This window comes from Methylobacterium sp. Leaf85 (genome assembly GCF_001422125.1).
In the GTDB taxonomy this organism is placed as follows: domain Bacteria; phylum Pseudomonadota; class Alphaproteobacteria; order Rhizobiales; family Beijerinckiaceae; genus Methylobacterium; species Methylobacterium bullatum.
Genome location: NZ_LMME01000031.1, coordinates 298,874 through 315,979, shown reverse-complemented (window position 1 = coordinate 315,979; position 17,106 = coordinate 298,874). Strand labels below are relative to the sequence as shown.

The 17,106-nt window shown below is 67.7% G+C and carries 9 protein-coding genes; all 9 read left to right on the top strand.

The window, feature by feature from the left end:
* Positions 1-4 precede the first annotated feature (4 nt).
* The 9 genes from ASF08_RS17745 to bcsN all read left to right on the top strand — a co-directional run bounded on the left by ASF08_RS17745 (position 5) and on the right by bcsN (position 15,964).
* Positions 5-352, top strand: coding sequence for a hypothetical protein (locus ASF08_RS17745; protein ID WP_056147842.1), 348 nt, complete (start codon positions 5-7; stop codon positions 350-352).
* 1,088 nt (positions 353-1,440) lie between these two features.
* Positions 1,441-2,499, top strand: coding sequence for a zinc ribbon domain-containing protein (locus ASF08_RS17735; RefSeq protein WP_056147839.1), 1,059 nt, complete (start codon positions 1,441-1,443; stop codon positions 2,497-2,499).
* A 213-nt stretch (positions 2,500-2,712) separates the two neighbouring features.
* The gene (locus ASF08_RS17730; RefSeq protein ID WP_056147836.1) at positions 2,713-5,274 is read left to right on the top strand and encodes a response regulator; all 2,562 of its coding nucleotides are present in this window, start codon (positions 2,713-2,715) and stop codon (positions 5,272-5,274) included.
* Positions 5,275-5,724: 450 nt separating this feature from the next.
* Positions 5,725-6,474: a cellulose biosynthesis protein BcsS gene (gene bcsS / locus ASF08_RS17725; RefSeq protein ID WP_018041773.1), complete on the top strand. Its 750-nt coding sequence runs from the start codon at positions 5,725-5,727 to the stop codon at positions 6,472-6,474.
* Between the two features lie 287 nt (positions 6,475-6,761).
* Entirely contained in the window at positions 6,762-9,224 is a 2,463-nt protein-coding gene (gene bcsA / locus ASF08_RS17720) for a UDP-forming cellulose synthase catalytic subunit (protein ID WP_056147834.1), read from the top strand.
* Positions 9,225-9,235: 11 nt separating this feature from the next.
* The gene (locus ASF08_RS17715; protein ID WP_056147832.1) at positions 9,236-11,770 is read left to right on the top strand and encodes a cellulose biosynthesis cyclic di-GMP-binding regulatory protein BcsB; all 2,535 of its coding nucleotides are present in this window, start codon (positions 9,236-9,238) and stop codon (positions 11,768-11,770) included.
* The gene (locus ASF08_RS17710) at positions 11,767-12,948 is read left to right on the top strand and encodes a glycosyl hydrolase family 8 (RefSeq protein WP_056147829.1); all 1,182 of its coding nucleotides are present in this window, start codon (positions 11,767-11,769) and stop codon (positions 12,946-12,948) included. Before ASF08_RS17715 ends, ASF08_RS17710 begins: the two co-directional genes overlap by 4 nt.
* Positions 12,933-14,963, top strand: a complete 2,031-nt coding sequence (locus ASF08_RS17705; RefSeq protein WP_056147826.1) for a hypothetical protein — start codon at positions 12,933-12,935, stop codon at positions 14,961-14,963. Before ASF08_RS17710 ends, ASF08_RS17705 begins: the two co-directional genes overlap by 16 nt.
* Positions 14,960-15,964 (top strand): cellulose biosynthesis protein BcsN, encoded by a 1,005-nt coding sequence (gene bcsN / locus ASF08_RS17700; RefSeq protein ID WP_056147823.1) that lies wholly within the window; start codon positions 14,960-14,962, stop codon positions 15,962-15,964. The genes ASF08_RS17705 and bcsN overlap by 4 nt, the downstream gene beginning before the upstream one ends.
* The last annotated feature ends 1,142 nt before the right edge of the window (positions 15,965-17,106 follow it).

Genomic DNA, 17,106 nt, shown 5'->3' with positions numbered 1-17,106 from the left:
GGATATGATCGATAGAGGGTATCTGATCGCCGCGGCGTTTGCCTTCGGCTTCGTTCTTTCCGCTCCGGCGTGGGCTCAGAATGCGCCGAAAGGCTATTACGAAGCCATGGCCGAGGCGGGCGGTCAGCTCGATGCCTTCGGAGTGGCATGTGGCAAAATCGATCGGATCACAGCAACGACACATCGCTCCAAACTGCAGCAGGATTTCGCCACCAAGGGGCTGTCGGCGGTGGAATTTGCCCGGATCTATGACAAGGCGTTCGACGCGATGACCGTAGAGACACAATCGAATCCCGCTTCACTGAAGGCGAGTTGCGACAAGATTTCTAAGATCGTCACCCCCCCGAAGTGATCGCGGTTCGTCTGATGTCATGGCGTCCGGCGGTCGTGCGCTTCCAACGGTGCGGCCGTGCCTATCGGATCTGATCCATGTCGATTGCCGGAGGTCGGCAGGAACGCTCCCAGATCGGAGACCATCGTCGGCAAGAGCAGTGCCACGGCAGGTTCCTTGAGGTCGCGTACAAAATTCTGCGCCGTGCACGTGGTCGCAATCGCCCTGCTCAGCCCGGTTTCGTCGCCGGCCTCAGAAGTGGATCGGCCTTGAAGCGTGACCCCGCCTCGACGTGTGATTCTATGTATAAATCAATGCTTTAAGCTATTTCGCGAGAAGCGAGATCTTTCAGCGCTTATTCTCGCCGGGCGTCCTCGTTGGACAGCCTGCGCCGGTGGGCCACTTCTCAAACCCGCAGGTTCGTCTTCGACGGAACCCGCCCCTGGCGCAGGTCGATGCGGGATCGTTGGGCCGCTGCGACTGGAAGGTCCATGCCCTCCGAGGCGGACCGTCCGGGTCTCCGTCTTGAGGTACCAGGCCCCCCTTGCTTGCCCACGCGCAGCACCAGGCCGCGCTCCTGCTCGTCGGCCCGCTCGTGAGCGCGCCCCTCCAACCGGCCTGACGCCACAAGTTTCCGTGCGGCCTCGACGTGGCGTGCGGTGAGTTTGGCGCGCTCGCGTGTCCGGGCGTTCGGGGGCGGCATGCGGGCTCCGGGGTCTGATACCAGTCACGCCAAAGCACCCGCGGCAAGGCTCTATACCTACCTAGTTCAGGGATTTTCCCAGCTCACACAGGGGTTTGGCGAACGGCGGAGAGGATCAGGGAAGGGGGTCGAAAAGGCGCGTCTCAGCTTCCCAAGCTGAATGTCGTCGGTTCGATCCCGATCGCCCGCTCCAGTCCGACGATGTGAAGCCTCGGGCTTTTCTCCGGTACGCTCGACCTTTCGTTCTCCTCTCGGGCCAGCGACCGATCCGTGATCGGCCCCGACTCGGGTCTGTTCCCGAGGATCGAAGGCGACTACACCCGGCTTCCGGCACCGTCACGCACGTGTGGCGGACCAACCCCGACGTCGCGGATTTGGGGGCGGGGCCTTCGACAGGAATCATCGCATGCGGTCCAGCCGAAGATTGTCCGAACGCTGGTTGACGCTCGGGCTCTGGCTCATCGCCTTCCTCTTTGCCTGGTTCCTCATCGGCCTCGGCTCCCTCGTCGTCGGCGACCTGCCGCAGGTGGAGCACCGCCAGACCCTCGAACAGTTCCTCGACGGGCCGACGGACGAGGCGGCGGCCGAGTCCCTGAAGCGGATCCGGCGGGAGCAGGACGACAACCGACGCCGGACCGAGCAGGAGCAACTCGCCCTCGATGCCGCGCGCTCGGCCTCGGAGGCGGCCCGCGAGACCTTCGCCAATTGGCTGAGGACCCGCGACGCGACGCAGCGCGTCGATCAGGATCCCGACCTGATCGCGCGCACGCAGGCGCTCGATGCCTTGAAGGGGGCCGAGCGGACCATCGAGGAGCGGCTGGAAGCGTTGGCCAAGGCCCGGCTCGATCTCTCCGAGGAGGAGGAGCCGCTCACGCGGGCGGAGAGCGAACGGCGTAGGGCGGCCGAGGTCAAGCTCGGCGCTGCGGAGCGGGAGCAGGAGTTGCGCGTCTTCGGATACCGCCTCGCCCTGACGCTGCCGCTTCTGGCGCTGGCCGGTTGGCTGCTGCTCAAGCGACGGCGGAGCCGCAACTGGCCCTTCGTCTGGGGCTTCGCCTTCGCGGCGACCTTCGCGTTCTTCGTGGAGCTCGTCCCCTATCTGCCGAGCTATGGCGGCTACGTTCAATACGGTGTCGGCGTCCTCGTGACCCTCATCGCCGGCCGCGCCGCGATCGGTGCCCTACAATCCTACAACGAGCGGCAGAAACTCGCGGAAACGCGCCCGACAGAGGAGCGCCGGGGCGAGATCGCCACGGACCAGGCGCTGGAGCGGCTTGCCAAGAAATCCTGCCCGGGCTGCGAGCGGCCCATCGCCCTCGACGATCCGGGCCTGAATTTCTGCCCGCATTGCGGCCTCGGCGCCTTCGAGCGCTGCCCCGCCTGCGACCACCGCAAGAGCACCTTCGAGCGTTTCTGCCGGGCCTGCGGAACACCCTCGGCCCCCGTGGCGCATCCGGTCGCCACGTGACGACAGAGGGCCACCCGCGGTTCTCCCGGCCTCGGGAAAGGCCGGGGCGCACCGGCGAAAAAATCCCGCTCGGTTCGAAACCCCTCAACGATTGCAACCCACTAACCGTCGAGCTTAAAGGATTTTTTAACGCTGATCGGTATGTTTGATCTCGGCCCGACAGTCTGGAACGCTCTCTCGGCGTGATGTCGAGAACCATCAGCGTGAGATGAGATGAAGAAGTCCGGCTTGAGCCTGATGTCGCTGAAGTCGCTTTATGCCCTGGTGGCGGGAGGCTCCGCGCTCGTCGGCATCGCCGTCGTCGTGGGCAGCATGACGATCTTCGGCCCGGGCCGGACCGACGCGCGCAAGCCCCTCGATGCCGCGCAGACCTCCCAGCGCTTCGCCGCCGCGGTCGATCGCGGGGTCTATGACGTCGTCCAGGATCTCAAGACCCTCGCGATCACCCTGAAGCAGGCGTCCCCGCGCCTCGATGCGGATGAACTGCAGCCGGTGATGAGCGCATGGCTCAGGTTGCGCCCCGATTATGCCGAACTCAACCTCGTGGGCTCGAATGGCCGCGTGAAGGTCGCCGGCAACGATCTCGGATTCGGCCGGGACGTGTCCGGCCGGTCCTGGTTCCTGCGAGCCAGGACCTCCCAGGCCATCGTCGCCGTCCCGTCCCCGGGGGGCAGCGGCCAGACTGTCTTCGACATCGCGCTCCCGGTTTCGGCGACGGTGTCCGGAGGCGACGATGTTCTCGTCGCGCGCCTCAACGAGGCGTGGCTCGGCGATATCGGGGACAAGGTGCTCGGGCCGTCTCGCGGCGCGGGCGGTGCCATGAGCCTGTTCGTCCTCGGCGCCGACGCGCGGCCCGGTTCGGGCCTCATGGCGCAACAGGCGGCCGGTGCACGGGAGGTGGTGGAACAGGCCACGCCGAGTGCTGGATTCCGCGACCTCGGCCCATCGGGCTGGCTCGCCGTGGCGCGGGTGCCGAATGCCGGGCTGCCGCGGAGCCTCGAGGCGGCCCTGCCCGACAACGGCAGCCTGGCGCTGTGGCTGGCGGCGTGCGTTCTCACGGCCTGCGCCGGCTGGGTCGTCGGCGATCGCATCGTGCGGCGGCTGAAGCTGATCGGGGAAAGTGAGCAGGGCGTCTCGTCGCCCTCGCGCATCGCCGAACTGGTGGAACACGAGGAGCGTCTCGTCGCGCGGGAGCGCAGCGGCGTCCGCGCCCTGCAGGAGACGCGCTCGGCCCTCTCGCGCATCCGGGAGCGCTTCCGCACCTTCGAGGCCATGTCGGGCTGGACCTACTGGGAGATCGACATCGATGCCGGCAGCGTCACCTGGTCCGATCCCGCCACGCGTTCGGCCCATGCGGTCCCGGACCGCGCCGTCGCCCTCACCGACCTGAAGAGCGGCATTGCCCCGGACGACCGCGACCTCATGGATTTCACGATGCAGGCGGCGCTGGATCAGCCCGGCCCGCACGACGTCGTTCTGCGCACCACCGGGAACCTGGCGGAGAATGGCCAGCGTCGCCTCTTCGTTCGCTTCATCCGCGCCGAGGGCGACACGCAGACGGCCAAGCCCACGATCCTGCATGCGCTGAGCCGCGAATTCGTCGGCGAGGCCGTGAAGGACGTGGATCGCGTCGGCGGTTCACCGGCGGAGGGCAGCACCTCTCCGATCGATCGCCGTCGCCGGGAGAGCGACGCTCCCGCGGAATCCCGCACCGGTACCGTCCTGCGCAAGGTGGTGGACGGGGTGATCCACGACTTCAACAACGTCCTCACCATCGTCATCGCCAATCTCGCGACCCTTCAACGGCGTCATGACCTTCCCTCGGATCAGGGGCGCCTGATCGATGCCGCCCTGTCGGGCGCGCAACGCGGATCGAGCCTGACCCGGCGGCTCGTCAACTTCGTGCGCCGTGACGATACCGGCCTTCAGGAGACCGATGTCGGTGTGACGCTGGCCGCCTTCGGCCCGTTCCTCGGCGCCAACGTGCTGCACCAGACCACGGTCGAGACCCGCGTCCGCCCGGGGCTGGCCAAGGTGCTGTGCAGCGAGAAGGTCCTGGAGGCCGTCCTCCTCAATCTCGCCTTCCATGTCCGCGACATCGGGTCGGAAGGGTTCGCCATCGGCGCCGACGAGAAGGTGTTGACGGACGACGAGGGCATCGCCCTCGCCTCCGGCCGCTACGTGCGGATCGTCCTGGCCAGCGGAACGCCGGGCCGCCATGCCGCCGAGATGCCCTCGAGCGACAGCGAGGCGACCAAGGCGGTGTCGGCCCTCCTCACCCAGGTCGGCGGCGGCTTCCGGCTCCTCTCGGATGGGAGCGGCGGCACGGGCTTCCTCGCGGAGCTCTGGCTCCGGGCCGGAGAGGCGTCCTCGGAAACCGAGGCGTCCGAGGCCGGTGCGCGGATGCCCGCCCTTCGGGTCCTCCTCGTCGACAGCGACAGCCTCGTGCGCCAGAGCTTCGCCGATGCCCTCGTCGATCTCGGTCACGTCGTCGTCCAGGCCGGCTCGGCCGAGCACGCCCTGGCGCTCATCGACGAGGCGAAGGATTACGACGTGATGATCGCCGACTGGGCCATGCCCGTGGTGAGCGGCCTCCAGCTCGCGGTGACCATGACCAACCGTCATCCCCAGATCCGCGTCATTCTCGCGAGCCCGGGGGGCCAGTTGCCGGCGAGCGCCCGCGCCTTCCTGCATATCGAGAAGCCGTTCCGCTATCCCGCACTCGCGGCCGTCATGCGCGAGGCTGCCCGGAAGGCCCCCTCGGCCGCTGCCTGAGACGGGCCGGCGCCCGCATCGTCCCGTGAGCGCCGGTCGGAGACATCGGCCGGCGTCGACCCGAGGGTCGCTTGCCGAGGAAGAGATGGGCCGATGGTCGCCCCCGTCCGGAGCGCGTCGAGCGGATCGCCCGCGTCGAACAACCGGTCCCCCGCCTGCCACCATGTCGACCGGCCGTTCCTGGTGACGCGCGCCATTCGGGGCTGCCGTGAGGCGACGGCGCCCGGTTCAGGGATCGGCCGCCCTGCAACGGATATGTCCGAGTCCGATTGCGGCACGAAATGAAGTCAAGCCGCGCAAGATTTCGGTAAGGTTTCGAGAGGCCGTAAATTCTCGGATGCTGTTAGGTTCCAGTTAACGTTGACGCAACATAAAGGAACCAGCGTCGATGGTAACGGTACCCGCTGAGGGATGCATCCGGGCGCGTCGGGACAACAGGGTCGTGCCGCCATGAACCGCTTTGCAGGTCTTACCGCTGTCCTCATCCCCGCCTTCCTCGGTGGGATGCAGGCGCAGGCTGCGGATTGGTACACGGGTGCCGAGCCGGTCGCCCGCGACGATGCCTGGACGACGGCCGTGGATGCCTCGGCGGCGGTGACCTCGAACAGTTCGGCCTTCGGCTCGGTCACCGGCACCTTCGCGACGGAAGGCACCCTGCTTCAGAGCGGCCCGCGCGTCCGGGTCGAGGCCGTGGCCGGAACCTACAGCTATCCCGGTCAGGGGGTGGGACAGCGGGTCGACGGCTACCAGCAGGAAGCCGCTCTCAGCGCCGGCTACGAGTGGATCTGGCGCGATGCCGCCCTGGCCGGCTTCGTCGGCTTCAACGTGCGGAGCAACCAGCTCTCGATCCTCGATCCGGGCAACCCGGTGGTCGGAACCGGCGTCGGTGCCAAGCTCGCCGCGAATTTCTATGCCAGACCCTCGGAAAACACGATGGTCTCGGCCTACGGCTCCTACTCGACGCAGTTCAGCGCCTATTACACGCGCTTCCGCGCCGGATACATGGTCGCGGACGGGGTGTATATCGGCCCCGAGGTGATGTTCCTGGGCGACAATTTCTTCACCCAGTATCGCATCGGCGCCCATGTCACCGGCTTCTCCATCGGCCCGATCAAGATGGCCGTGGGCGTCGGCTACGTGAAGGACCGGATCCAGGGCGCCGGCTATTATTCCAGCGTGGAGGCCCGGGCTGCGTTCTGACGTCGCACAGGCGGTGTTCCGTTTTGGTGCACCGCACTCTCGTGCATGGCCGCGGCGTCGCAGCTGGCCGGTCCTGTCCAAAACGACACATTAAAAACGCGATTTCTCTATTTCGAGCCTGGCAAGATAATCGCAACCGGTTGGCCGCACTCTGTGCGCGCGGCCCGCCGGGCTCTGTCGTGTTTCGGGATTTGCGAAGTTAAGCATCCTTCCTCACGACAGCTTCATCCAGCCGCGCGATACTTGCCTACGTCGACCCATTGCCCGCCCCCAGAGGGATACTCGTTTTGAGATCTGCATTGCGCTGGACCGTGTGGCTGGTGTCCACGGTCGCCGTACTCGCTCTGCTGAGTCAGCCGATCAGCACGCAGGATCAGCTCGCCATGAGCCTGTGCGCCATGGCGGCGATGATCGTGCTGTGGATCTTCTTCGACAACCCGCCGGCGCGGTTCGTCTTCCTGGCCCTCGGGAGCCTGGTGGTCCTGCGCTACATGTTCTGGCGCGTCACGAACACGCTGCCGTCCCCGTCCGATCCGGTGAGTTTCGGGTTCGGCCTCGTCCTGCTGCTGGGCGAACTCTACTGCGTCTTCATCCTCTTCATCAGCCTCATCATCAACGCCGATCCGCTGCGCCGCAGCACACCGCCCATGGGCGCGCCCGAGGACCTGCCCACCGTCGACATCTTCGTGCCGAGCTACAACGAGGATGCGGGGATCCTCTCGACCACCCTGTCGGCGGCCAAGCTCATCGACTACCCGGCCGACAAGCTCCACGTCTGGCTGCTCGACGACGGCGGCACCGACCAGAAATGCGCCGATCCCGACCCGGCCAAGGCGCAGGAGGCGATCCAGCGGCGGAGCGAGCTTCAGGCCCTGTGCATGGCGCTCGGCGTCACCTACCTGACCCGCTCGCGCAACCAGCACGCCAAGGCGGGCAACCTCAACAACGGCCTCAAGCATTCCCAAGGCGAGATCATCGTCGTCCTCGATGCGGACCACGTTCCGTTCCGCTCCTTCCTCCGGGAGACGATCGGGCATTTCGCCGCCGATCCGCGCCTGTTCCTCGTCCAGACCCCGCACGCCTTCCTCAATCCGGACCCGATCGAGCGGAACCTGCGCACCTTCGACCGCATGCCGTCCGAGAACGAGATGTTCTACTCGGTGACGCAGCGCGGCCTCGACAAGTGGAACGGGTCGTTCTTCTGCGGCTCGGCCGCCCTCCTGCGCCGGCGCGCCCTGGACGAGGCCGGCGGATTCTCCGGCGTGACGATCACCGAGGATTGCGAGACCGCCTTCGAGCTGCATTCCCGCGGCTGGAACAGCATCTACGTGGACACGCCCCTCATCGCCGGCCTGCAGCCCGACACGTTGGTGGCCTTCATCGGCCAGCGCTCGCGCTGGTGCCAGGGCATGTTCCAGATCCTGATGCTCAAGAACCCGCTGTTCAAGCGCGGGCTCCACCCGATCCAGAAGCTCGCCTACCTGTCGAGCATGACGTTCTGGTTCTTCCCGGTGCCGCGCATGATCTTCATGTTCGCGCCCATGCTGCACATCTTCTTCGACCTGAAGATCTTCGTGGCCAGCGTCGATGAGTCGATCGCCTACACGGCGACCTACATCGTCATCAACCTGATGATGCAGAACTACGTCTACGGCAAGTTCCGCTGGCCGTTCGTCTCGGAGCTCTACGAATACGTCCAGGGCCTCTATCTCTTCCGCGCGATCATTTCGGTGATCGTGTCGCCGCGCAAGCCGACCTTCAACGTCACGGCCAAGGGCGCCGCCCTCGACCAGGACCATCTCTCGCCCATGGCCTGGCCCTATTTCGCGGTCTACTTCATCCTGCTCATCGGCTGCGGCACGGCCCTCTACCGCTACCTGTTCGAGCCCGGCGTCACCAACCTGATGCTGGTCGTGGGCCTGTGGAACTTCTTCAACCTTCTCACCGCCGGCGTGGCCCTCGGCGTGGCGGCCGAGCGCCGGACCACCGAGGCGAGCCCTTCGCTGGCGATCGACCGGCAAGGACGCCTCGTCTTCGGGGGCCGCGCACTCGATGTGGCCATCGAGCGCGCCTCGGCGCTCGGCTGCACCATCCGTTTCGGAGCCGAGGGCCTGCCGCCGGGGGCCGGGAGCACCCACCGCATGGGCCAGCTCTCCGTGGTTCCCATCGACGGCGCGCCCGTGCAGGTCCCGCTTCCGGTGGAGATCGGCGAGATCACGCAATCGGGCGATGAGGTGGTGGTCACCCTGCAGTTCCAGCCCCTCGATCCCAAGGGTTACGGGGCGCTGGCGAGCCTGATGTACGGCGATGCCGGTGCTCTCCTGCGCTTCCAGCAGAGCCGCCGCAGGCACAAGAACATCCTTTCCGGCACGCTGCAGCTGATCTGGTGGGGCCTGGTCGAGCCGTTCCGCGCGGCGAGCTATGCCTTCAAGGCCGGGCATGCCTCGACTGAGGAGGCCGCAACCAAGGCCGCCAAAGCGCCCGCCGTCCTGCCGAAACCGGAGGCGAAGGCCCCCCTCCTGGCCCAGCGCCCGGCGCCCTTCACCGCTCCCGGAGACACGCCTCCCACCCCCCCGCCCGGCCCGTCCGACAATCCCCTCGTCGTCCGCCAGGGATCGAGCCGCATTCCCGGCAGCGAGGCCGCGACGGACTGGGTCCGGCTGATGCTGGAATTCGAGAACGACCGCCTTCTCGAAGGAGCAGGAAAGCAGGCGAACCGCGGGTCCAGCGACCCACTCGTGCGGACGTGAGGGAGATCGCCATGCAGTCCGTTCGCATTCTCGCCTGCCTCACCGCCCTCGGCCTCGTCGTGTCGACGCCTGAGAGCCGGGCCCAGAGTTTTCTCGGATCGGGGCCGACCGAGCGCTTCTCGGTCCCCCCCGTGGGTGATGCCATGCGTCGCCCGGAGGCCCCGCCGCCGCCCCGCACCAGTCCCCCGCCGGAGGAGGCCCGGCGCGACACGCCCGCCGCCAGGATCGCGCCGGCGCGGCGCTTGGCGGCCACCACCGACGGGTTCCGGATGGAAGGCGAGGAGGCGATGCTGCGCTTTCCCGTCTATCTGACGGAAGCTCAGACGCGGGGCCGCCCGCGCCTGCGCATCTCCTACCTTTCGGCCATCTCGGTGGCGCCGGAAGCCTCGGAACTGACCGTGAGCGTCAACGGCGCCGTGGTCGGCCGCACCAGCATCCAGGCGCCGGGCGCGGTGAAGGTGGTGGAGTTCGAGATACCCGAGGGAAGCCTCAAGCTCGGATACAATTCCGTCTCCCTGCAGGCGAGCCAGCGCCACCGGGTCGATTGCTCGCTCAACGCCACATACGAGCTCTGGACGCAGATCGACCCGTCGCGCTCAGGCCTCGTGATCGCGCCGGTCGCCGCCGCCAGCCTCGAACTCAAGGATCTCCCCGCCCTCGAACCCGACGACAGCGGTGCCCTGCCGGTCCGGGTGGTGGCGAACGACAAGCCGAACCTGCCCCGGCTCGAACGCATGATCCACGCCGTGGAAGCGGTGGGCCTCATCGGCCGCATCGCTCGCCCCGTGGTCGAGTTCGGCCCGCCCATGACGGGTCGGGCCGGCCTCAACCTCATCGTCGGGACGGCGGCGGAACTGCGGGAGATGCCCGATCTCGAATCGATCGGCGCCACCGGCGGGCCGAGGCTGGTGGTCCTGCCGCCGCGCCCGGACCGGGCGCCGACCCTGGTCGTCAGCGGCACCAGCTATGCCGAGATCGAAGAGGCCATCGCGTCCCTGGCGCGGGGAGGCGAGGTCTACGGCACCCCGGCCGGCCTGAAGGCCGCGTCCCTGGCGCGCGGCACCGTCATGGAGGGGGACGAGACGGTCTCGCTGCAGAGCCTCGGCGTCTCGACCCGCGAATTCTCGGGGCGGCTCCTGCGCACGGCCTTCGATGTCTACCTGCCGGCCGACTTCCTGCCGGCCGACTACGGCAAGGTCATGCTGAACCTGGCGGGCGCCTACGCGTCCGGCCTGACCTCGGAAGCCCGCATCCTCGTGGATCTCAACGGCAGCAATGCCGCCAGCGTGCCCCTGGCCCAGACCCGCGGCGAGGTCTTCGAGAACAATACGATCCCGCTGCCCCTCGCCCGGTGGCGTCCGGGCCTCAACCGGGTCGCGATCATGGCCCAGGTTCCCACCCCGGCGGACGAGACCTGCGGCCTCAACGCCACGGATTCGAAGCGGGAGCGGTTCCTGATCCTCGACCGCGCCAGCCTGTCGATCCCCACCCTTGCACGCGCGGCCAGGATCCCGGACCTCGCCGCGACGACGAGCGGAGCCCTGGCCTTCGTCAAGTCGGAGCGCCGGCCGCGGCTCGTCCTGCCGACCCTCGACAAGGATACGGTGGCCGCCGCCGCGACCCTCGCCGCCAGATTGGCGGGGGCCGCCGGGCGGATGATCGATTTCGAACTCGCCGGCGACCTGCAGGGCGGCTCGTCCGGTCCGACCCTGGTCGTCGGCCCGGTGCGCTCCCTGTCACCCGCGACCCTGTCGGGGCTGGGCCTCGACCCGGACCAGATCAAGTCGATCTGGCAGGCGCGGGCGGAAACGGCGCGGGCTCCCGGTCAGTCGGGCTCGGTGCCGGCGCCGACCCTGGACCGGCTTCGCCGCAACCTGCCGCCGCGCTGCAGTCTTCCCGAACTGATCCTGCGCCCGGCGCCGGTATCGACCCCTCCCGTGGCCTCGGCCGGAGAGACGCGGCGTGCGCCCCAGGCCAGGCTGTCGGACGGGGATCTCGTGACCAAATGGGACGAGACTCTGCGCGCGCGCCATCCCCTCCTCGAGGCGGCGGACGGCGTCGTCGAGCGGGCGGGGGCCTTGGTCAATTCCCTCGTCGGCGATCCCCGCGCGTTGTTCAGCGCGGCACCGTCGACGCCCGCCACCGTCACCGTCCCCCCCGGCGCCAGCCTGCTCATGGCCCAGGGCTTTCCCTCGAAGGCGGCGGTGCAGAGCGGCTTCGACGGGTCGGTCACCGTGGTCACCGCCCCCAACGCCCTGCTGCTCAAGGCCTCGACGGCCTGCCTCGTGGATCCCGAGGTCTGGTCGCGGATCGACGGGCGCTTCGCGTTCCTCGATGCGTCCGACGGCTCCCTGGAGACGGTGGGAGCCCGGAACGTGGACCTCATCGAGACGAAGACCCGCTCCCTCTCCAACATCCGCCTCGTCACCGCCGGGTGGCTGTCGATGAACCCGGCGATCTACGTGGCCCTCACCCTCGGTCTCGCCCTGCTCCTCGGCCTGACGACGACATCGCTGGTGCGCAATATCGGCCGGAAGAACGGATGACCCGCACCATGCGTCCCCTCCCAGGCCTGGCGCTCTGCGCCGCGCTGGCCGTCGTGAGTTCCCGGATCGGTCCCGCGAGGGCGCAGGACGGCGCCTCGCCGGTCCCGCCCGCCACCGCGATCCCCGGCGCCCCCAGCGCGAAAGGCGATGCCATGCCCGGAGCCGCCAAGGCGACGGTTCTCGTCGACTCGCTCAAGAACCCCGATCTCTGGCGCTCCTACCGGTCCCGCTTCGTCACCGAGGCGGGCCGCGTCGTGGACACCGCCAACGGCCTGATCAGCCACAGCGAAGGGCAGGGCTACGGCATGCTCCTCGCCGTGGCCGCCAATGACCGGGTCACCTTCGAACGGCTGTGGGGATGGACCCGCGCCAACCTGATGGTCCGCTCCGACGAGCTGATGGCCTGGCGCTGGGAGCCCGGCAAACGGCCGGCCGTGGCCGATCTCAACAATGCCTCCGACGGCGATGTCCTCGTCGCCTGGGCCCTCACGGAAGCGGCCGAGGCCTGGGACGAGCCCTCGTACCGGGTGGCCGCGCGGCGCATGGCCGTGGAGGTCGCGCGCAAGACCATCCTGTTCAAGGACAAGAACGGGGCGCTGCTGCTGCCGGCGGTCTCCGGCTTCTCCGCCGCGGAGCGCGCGGACGGCCCGCTGATCAACCTCTCCTACTGGGTGTTCCCGGCCTTCGCCCGTCTCCCCATCGTGGCCCCCGAATTCGACTGGGCGGCCCTGACCGCCAGCGGCCTCAACCTGATCCGCCGCTCCCGCTTCGGCACGGCGAAGCTGCCGACCGAATGGATCTCCCTGAAGGGCGACGAGCCGCGTCCGGCGGACGGCTTCCCGCCGCTGTTTTCCTACAACGCCATCCGTATCCCGCTCTACATGGTCTGGGCGGGGGTCGGGCGCCCCAGCGATTACGAACCCTTCGTCGCCCTCTGGTCGGGTCCCGACCGCGAACGTCTGCCCATCGTCGATACCGCCGACGGCCGGACGGTCGAGTCCTTGAGCGAGAGTGGCTACACTGCCCTGTCGGCGCTGCTCTTGTGCGACAGGAAGGGCACGCCGCTGCCCGACGGGTTCGGACGGCCGCAGGGGAACGAGAACTATTACCCGACGACGCTGCACCTCCTGTCGATGGTGGCGCTGCAGATGAGGAACCTGTCATGTCCGGCACGGTGATCCGCGTGAGGGAAAGGCCGGTCACCGCTTCCTCGACGTCGCGCGCGCGCCGGCTTGCGCTGCTGTGCGGCGCCGGTCTCTTCCTCGTCACCCCGGCGGCGGCGCAGACCGAGAACCCGGACGAGGCGGCGCGCGCGCCCGCGATCATCGCCCCGCCCGGCAGTTCCGGCGCCGCCGGCATGGTCGACGAGAGCGCCCTGCGCTATTATGCGTCGCAGAAGCAGACGGCACGGATGAAGGCCGAGGCCGCCCGGCTGAAGCAGCTCTATCCCGGCTGGGTCGAGCCCACCGACCTCGACACCCTTCAGCCGAGCCCGCCGGAAGAGGCCCCGCTCTGGGACCTGTTCACCGCCGGGCGTTTCGACGACCTCGACGCGGCGATCGCGGCAAGGCGCGCGGTGGACCCGAACTGGCGCCCGTCCGACGAGCTGTCGCGCAAGCTCCTGCGCGCCAGCTTTCGCAGCCGCCTGAAGGCCCTGACCTCCGCGCGCAAGACGGCGGACATCGTGGCCCTCTACCGGGCCGACCCCTCCGCCCTCGATCCCAGCGACGTGGAGAGTTACTGGACGACCGCCGAGGCCCTGGCCTCCGAGGGGGGCACCGCCGAGGCTCTGGCTCTCTACAAGTCCGTGCTCGACACCAGCAACGACACCGGCGTGCGGTTGGCCACGATCCAGAAGGCGATGGCCACCCTGCCGATGACCATGGCGGAGAAGCTCATCGCCATGGGGCGCGGCGATGCCGAGGGAGGTTCCGAGTTCAAGGCGATCGCCAACGACATCACCCGCGCCCGCATCGTCGCCGATCTCCACGGTGCACCGGCACAGGAGCCGAGCCCGGCGGACATGGCCGCGTTCCAGGCCTATGCCCGCGCCTCCGGCGATTCGAGCCAGACCGGGCTGCTCGGCTGGTACACCTACAACCACCGCCAGTTCCGGGCGGCCCTCGACTGGTTCAAGCTCGCCATCAGCCGTGGCGGCGATGCCATGATCGCCCACGGCCTCGCTCATACCCTGCGCGAACTCGGGATGCTGCGGGAGGCCGAGGAGGTCGCCTATGCCTGGCGGGACAAATATGTCGGCAACAGCATTCTGTTCATCGACCTCATGGGCCGCAAGCTCACACAGGCCAATCCGAGCTTCATCGATCTCGACCGGATCAACCGCTACGCCAAGGTGACCCTGGCCACGGCGTCGGGGGAGGGGGCCGAGGCGCTGGGCTGGTACGCCTACAATTCCTGCCAGTTCGAGGCTGCGCTCGAGTGGTTCCAGCACGCGGTGGCCTGGCTTCCGAGCGAATCCGCCGTGACCGGCTATGCCCTGTCGCTGCAGCGCCTCAAGCGCAAGCAGGACTACCTCACGATCGTCAACCGCTATGACGGCCTGTTCCCGAAGGTGGTGGATCTGCTGTTCCGCGAGGGACCGGCCGGACCGCCCCTGGCCTGCGCGGCCACGGCGGACGCATCCCCGCCCCAGGGCGGGCGCCCGGCACCGGGGGCGCCCGCCCCCGCCTCCGCCCCGGCCGCGCCTGCGCGGAACACCGCCGCCTATGGCCGGGTGCCCAAACCGGATTCGTCGGGGGACGGCCAGGCCAAGCCCCTGCCGGTCCAGCGCAGCGAGTTCCCCCTCGCGGTGCCGGCGGAGAACCCCCTGCGCTACGCTCCCCCGTCCCTGGCGCGGGTGGTGGCGGATCGGCAGGACGGGGCCTTCCTCGCCGAGCCGCCCGTATCGAAGACCATGCCGCTGGTGGCGCGCCGGGTATCCGGAGCGGGGCCGATGCCCTACGAGAGCTATGGCTTCAACCTGATGCCGGGCTATGATGGCTCGGAACGGTCCTCCACCCTGTCGGAGCCGGGCGAGGGCACGATGTGGCGAGCCCAGCAGGCCGCGCGAACCCGTGCCCCGCAGGAACGGGCGGCGTCGGAGACGGACCGCTTCACCTTGCCCAACTCTCCGGCCGCCAACCGCGGCTACGATAACCCCGACACCGCGCCGAGCTCGATGCAACGTCCATGATCCGCTCCAATCGGTCCGCAGCCGCCCCGCGATCCGGCGTTTTCGCCGCCCTGATCCTCCTGCCGTTGGTGCTCACGACACGGGCGGCGCTGGCGGAATCCGTGGTCGAGATCCCCGGCGCGGGCCGCATCGCGGATGTGGCGCAGACCGCGTTTCGCGATGGCTACGCCCAGCGCGTCACCTATGCCGGGGGGGCGCGCAACTACGCCGAGATCAGCGTTCGCAACGGCACCGATACCGGCTCGCGCTTCGGCCCGGCCCTGTCCATGGGAAAGCCGACCCGCCTCGGGATCGCCGCGGAGCTTCTGGCGCGGTTTCCCGGTGAAGTGATGCGCGTCTCCACCGTGCCCAAGCGGAACGCCTACGGCCCCGTAGGCCTCGCGGTGGGCAGCAATTGCCTCTACGCGTGGCAATGGATCGACCTCGCCCCGCGATCGGGCGGGCGATCGGCTCCCGAGAGCCTCTTCGGAGGCAGCACCGAGCGCGCGGCGTCCCTCCGGGTCAGCCTGTGCCGGACGGCCACCGCGACCCTGGCGGATCTCGTCTCCGGCGTCGAACGCATGCACCTCTCCATCGGCGCCGGACGCGATGGCGGCGGAGCGCGCGTGTCGACCCGTCCAGCACCAAAGACACGACGCGAGCGTCCCTCCGCCCAGGCCGCGAAAGCGGTCGAGAAACCCTCAAAGGCGGATCCGCAGCCTCCTGGAGCCATGGAGCGGCCGAACGCGCGGGCTCAGAAGGCCGAGGACAACCGGCGGGTGCCCCTGTCGCCCGCCGTGGAGCGCAGCGTCCCAACCGTTCCACAGCCTGCCGTCGGCACCGCCACCGTGCCCCTTCCGGCCGGTCCCGCCGCCGGGGCACCGCGGTACATTACTGATACCGCGCCCGCCCTCGCGCCCACGGTTCCCGTCGCCGCACCCAAACCCGCGCCCAGAAGCGTGGAAACGGAAGACCGCCTGTCTCCCGACCTACCCCTGCGAGCCTATCGTCCGCCGCCGTAACGATATTCACACGGATAGATCTCGCCCCGATAGCCCTATCCGCAGTCGATGCCGGACCGGCAGCCTCTTGCCGCATCGTATCGGCGAGCCTGAACCGATCTTTCTTCGCTCGTGGGGTGCGCGCATGCATCGCTGCCGAATCGTTCCGACCTGATGATGTACTTTGACCGGCCGCTTGCTGTGCGGGTCGTGGGTATGGTGATAAACAGAGGGTCGATTAGCCATTCTATCTATCGTTTTATGAATGAGTGACCGCCTGCATCCAGTGTTGGTCTGGTCATATTCGTGGTGGTCCGACGATACGAGCAGTGAAATAGCCTCGTCATGAGGTGTCGCCATACACCAATACGATTTATTATCAATATATTCAACGTTGGCGTGCATCGGCGCCGGGTCTTTAAAAGGTTACGGAATGGTTTATGGATTGTTGAAATTTAGTCGGTAATTTTGCGTCGGGGCAATATTGGCAATGCAGCATTTCGACAAGGGGCATTTGCCCGAGCCGAGTCGGCATTTTGCCGATCACTTGGCCATCCAAGCCATCTTGGTCTGTCGCGTTGCGATGGAAGTCGTTCTGATCGGGGCAGTGGTGTTTGGGGTCATGTCCTTGGTTTAAGCCTAGGATATGACCTCCCGTATATCTTGATTTTTCTATTAATTGGCTATTCATATGAATTCAATATTTGTTTTCTATAGCATAGGGTCTGCAGGCGCATGTTAAAATGACGATCAATCGATAGTAATTATTCATCGAGGCTGCGGCAGCCGAGCGTCATCCGACCGGTCGACCTGAGGCTGGGCGACCGTTCTACACCTCTCGACGACGGCAAGCGTCGCCGGCTTGTCGGCAAGAACCTGGAAAACATTCGTCCGCAAAAGCACTGAAATTCAAAAAACCATTTTCTTGCGAACGGCTAACTCATCTCGCTAAGACATGGCACGTCAACGTGGATCCTCATCGGACGGGTTGACGATCCGCAGTCGAGACCAAGCTTTCGTCGTGGCTTGAGCTGGGTCTCGTTTCGCGCCGGACCGCTTTTTCCGTTCTGGAGACGATGATGACCGACGACACGCCGCGCGTCAGGTTGGACGCCGATTGGCCGCCGCGGGTCCACGCCTTCGTCCGTCGGAGCGACCGGCGT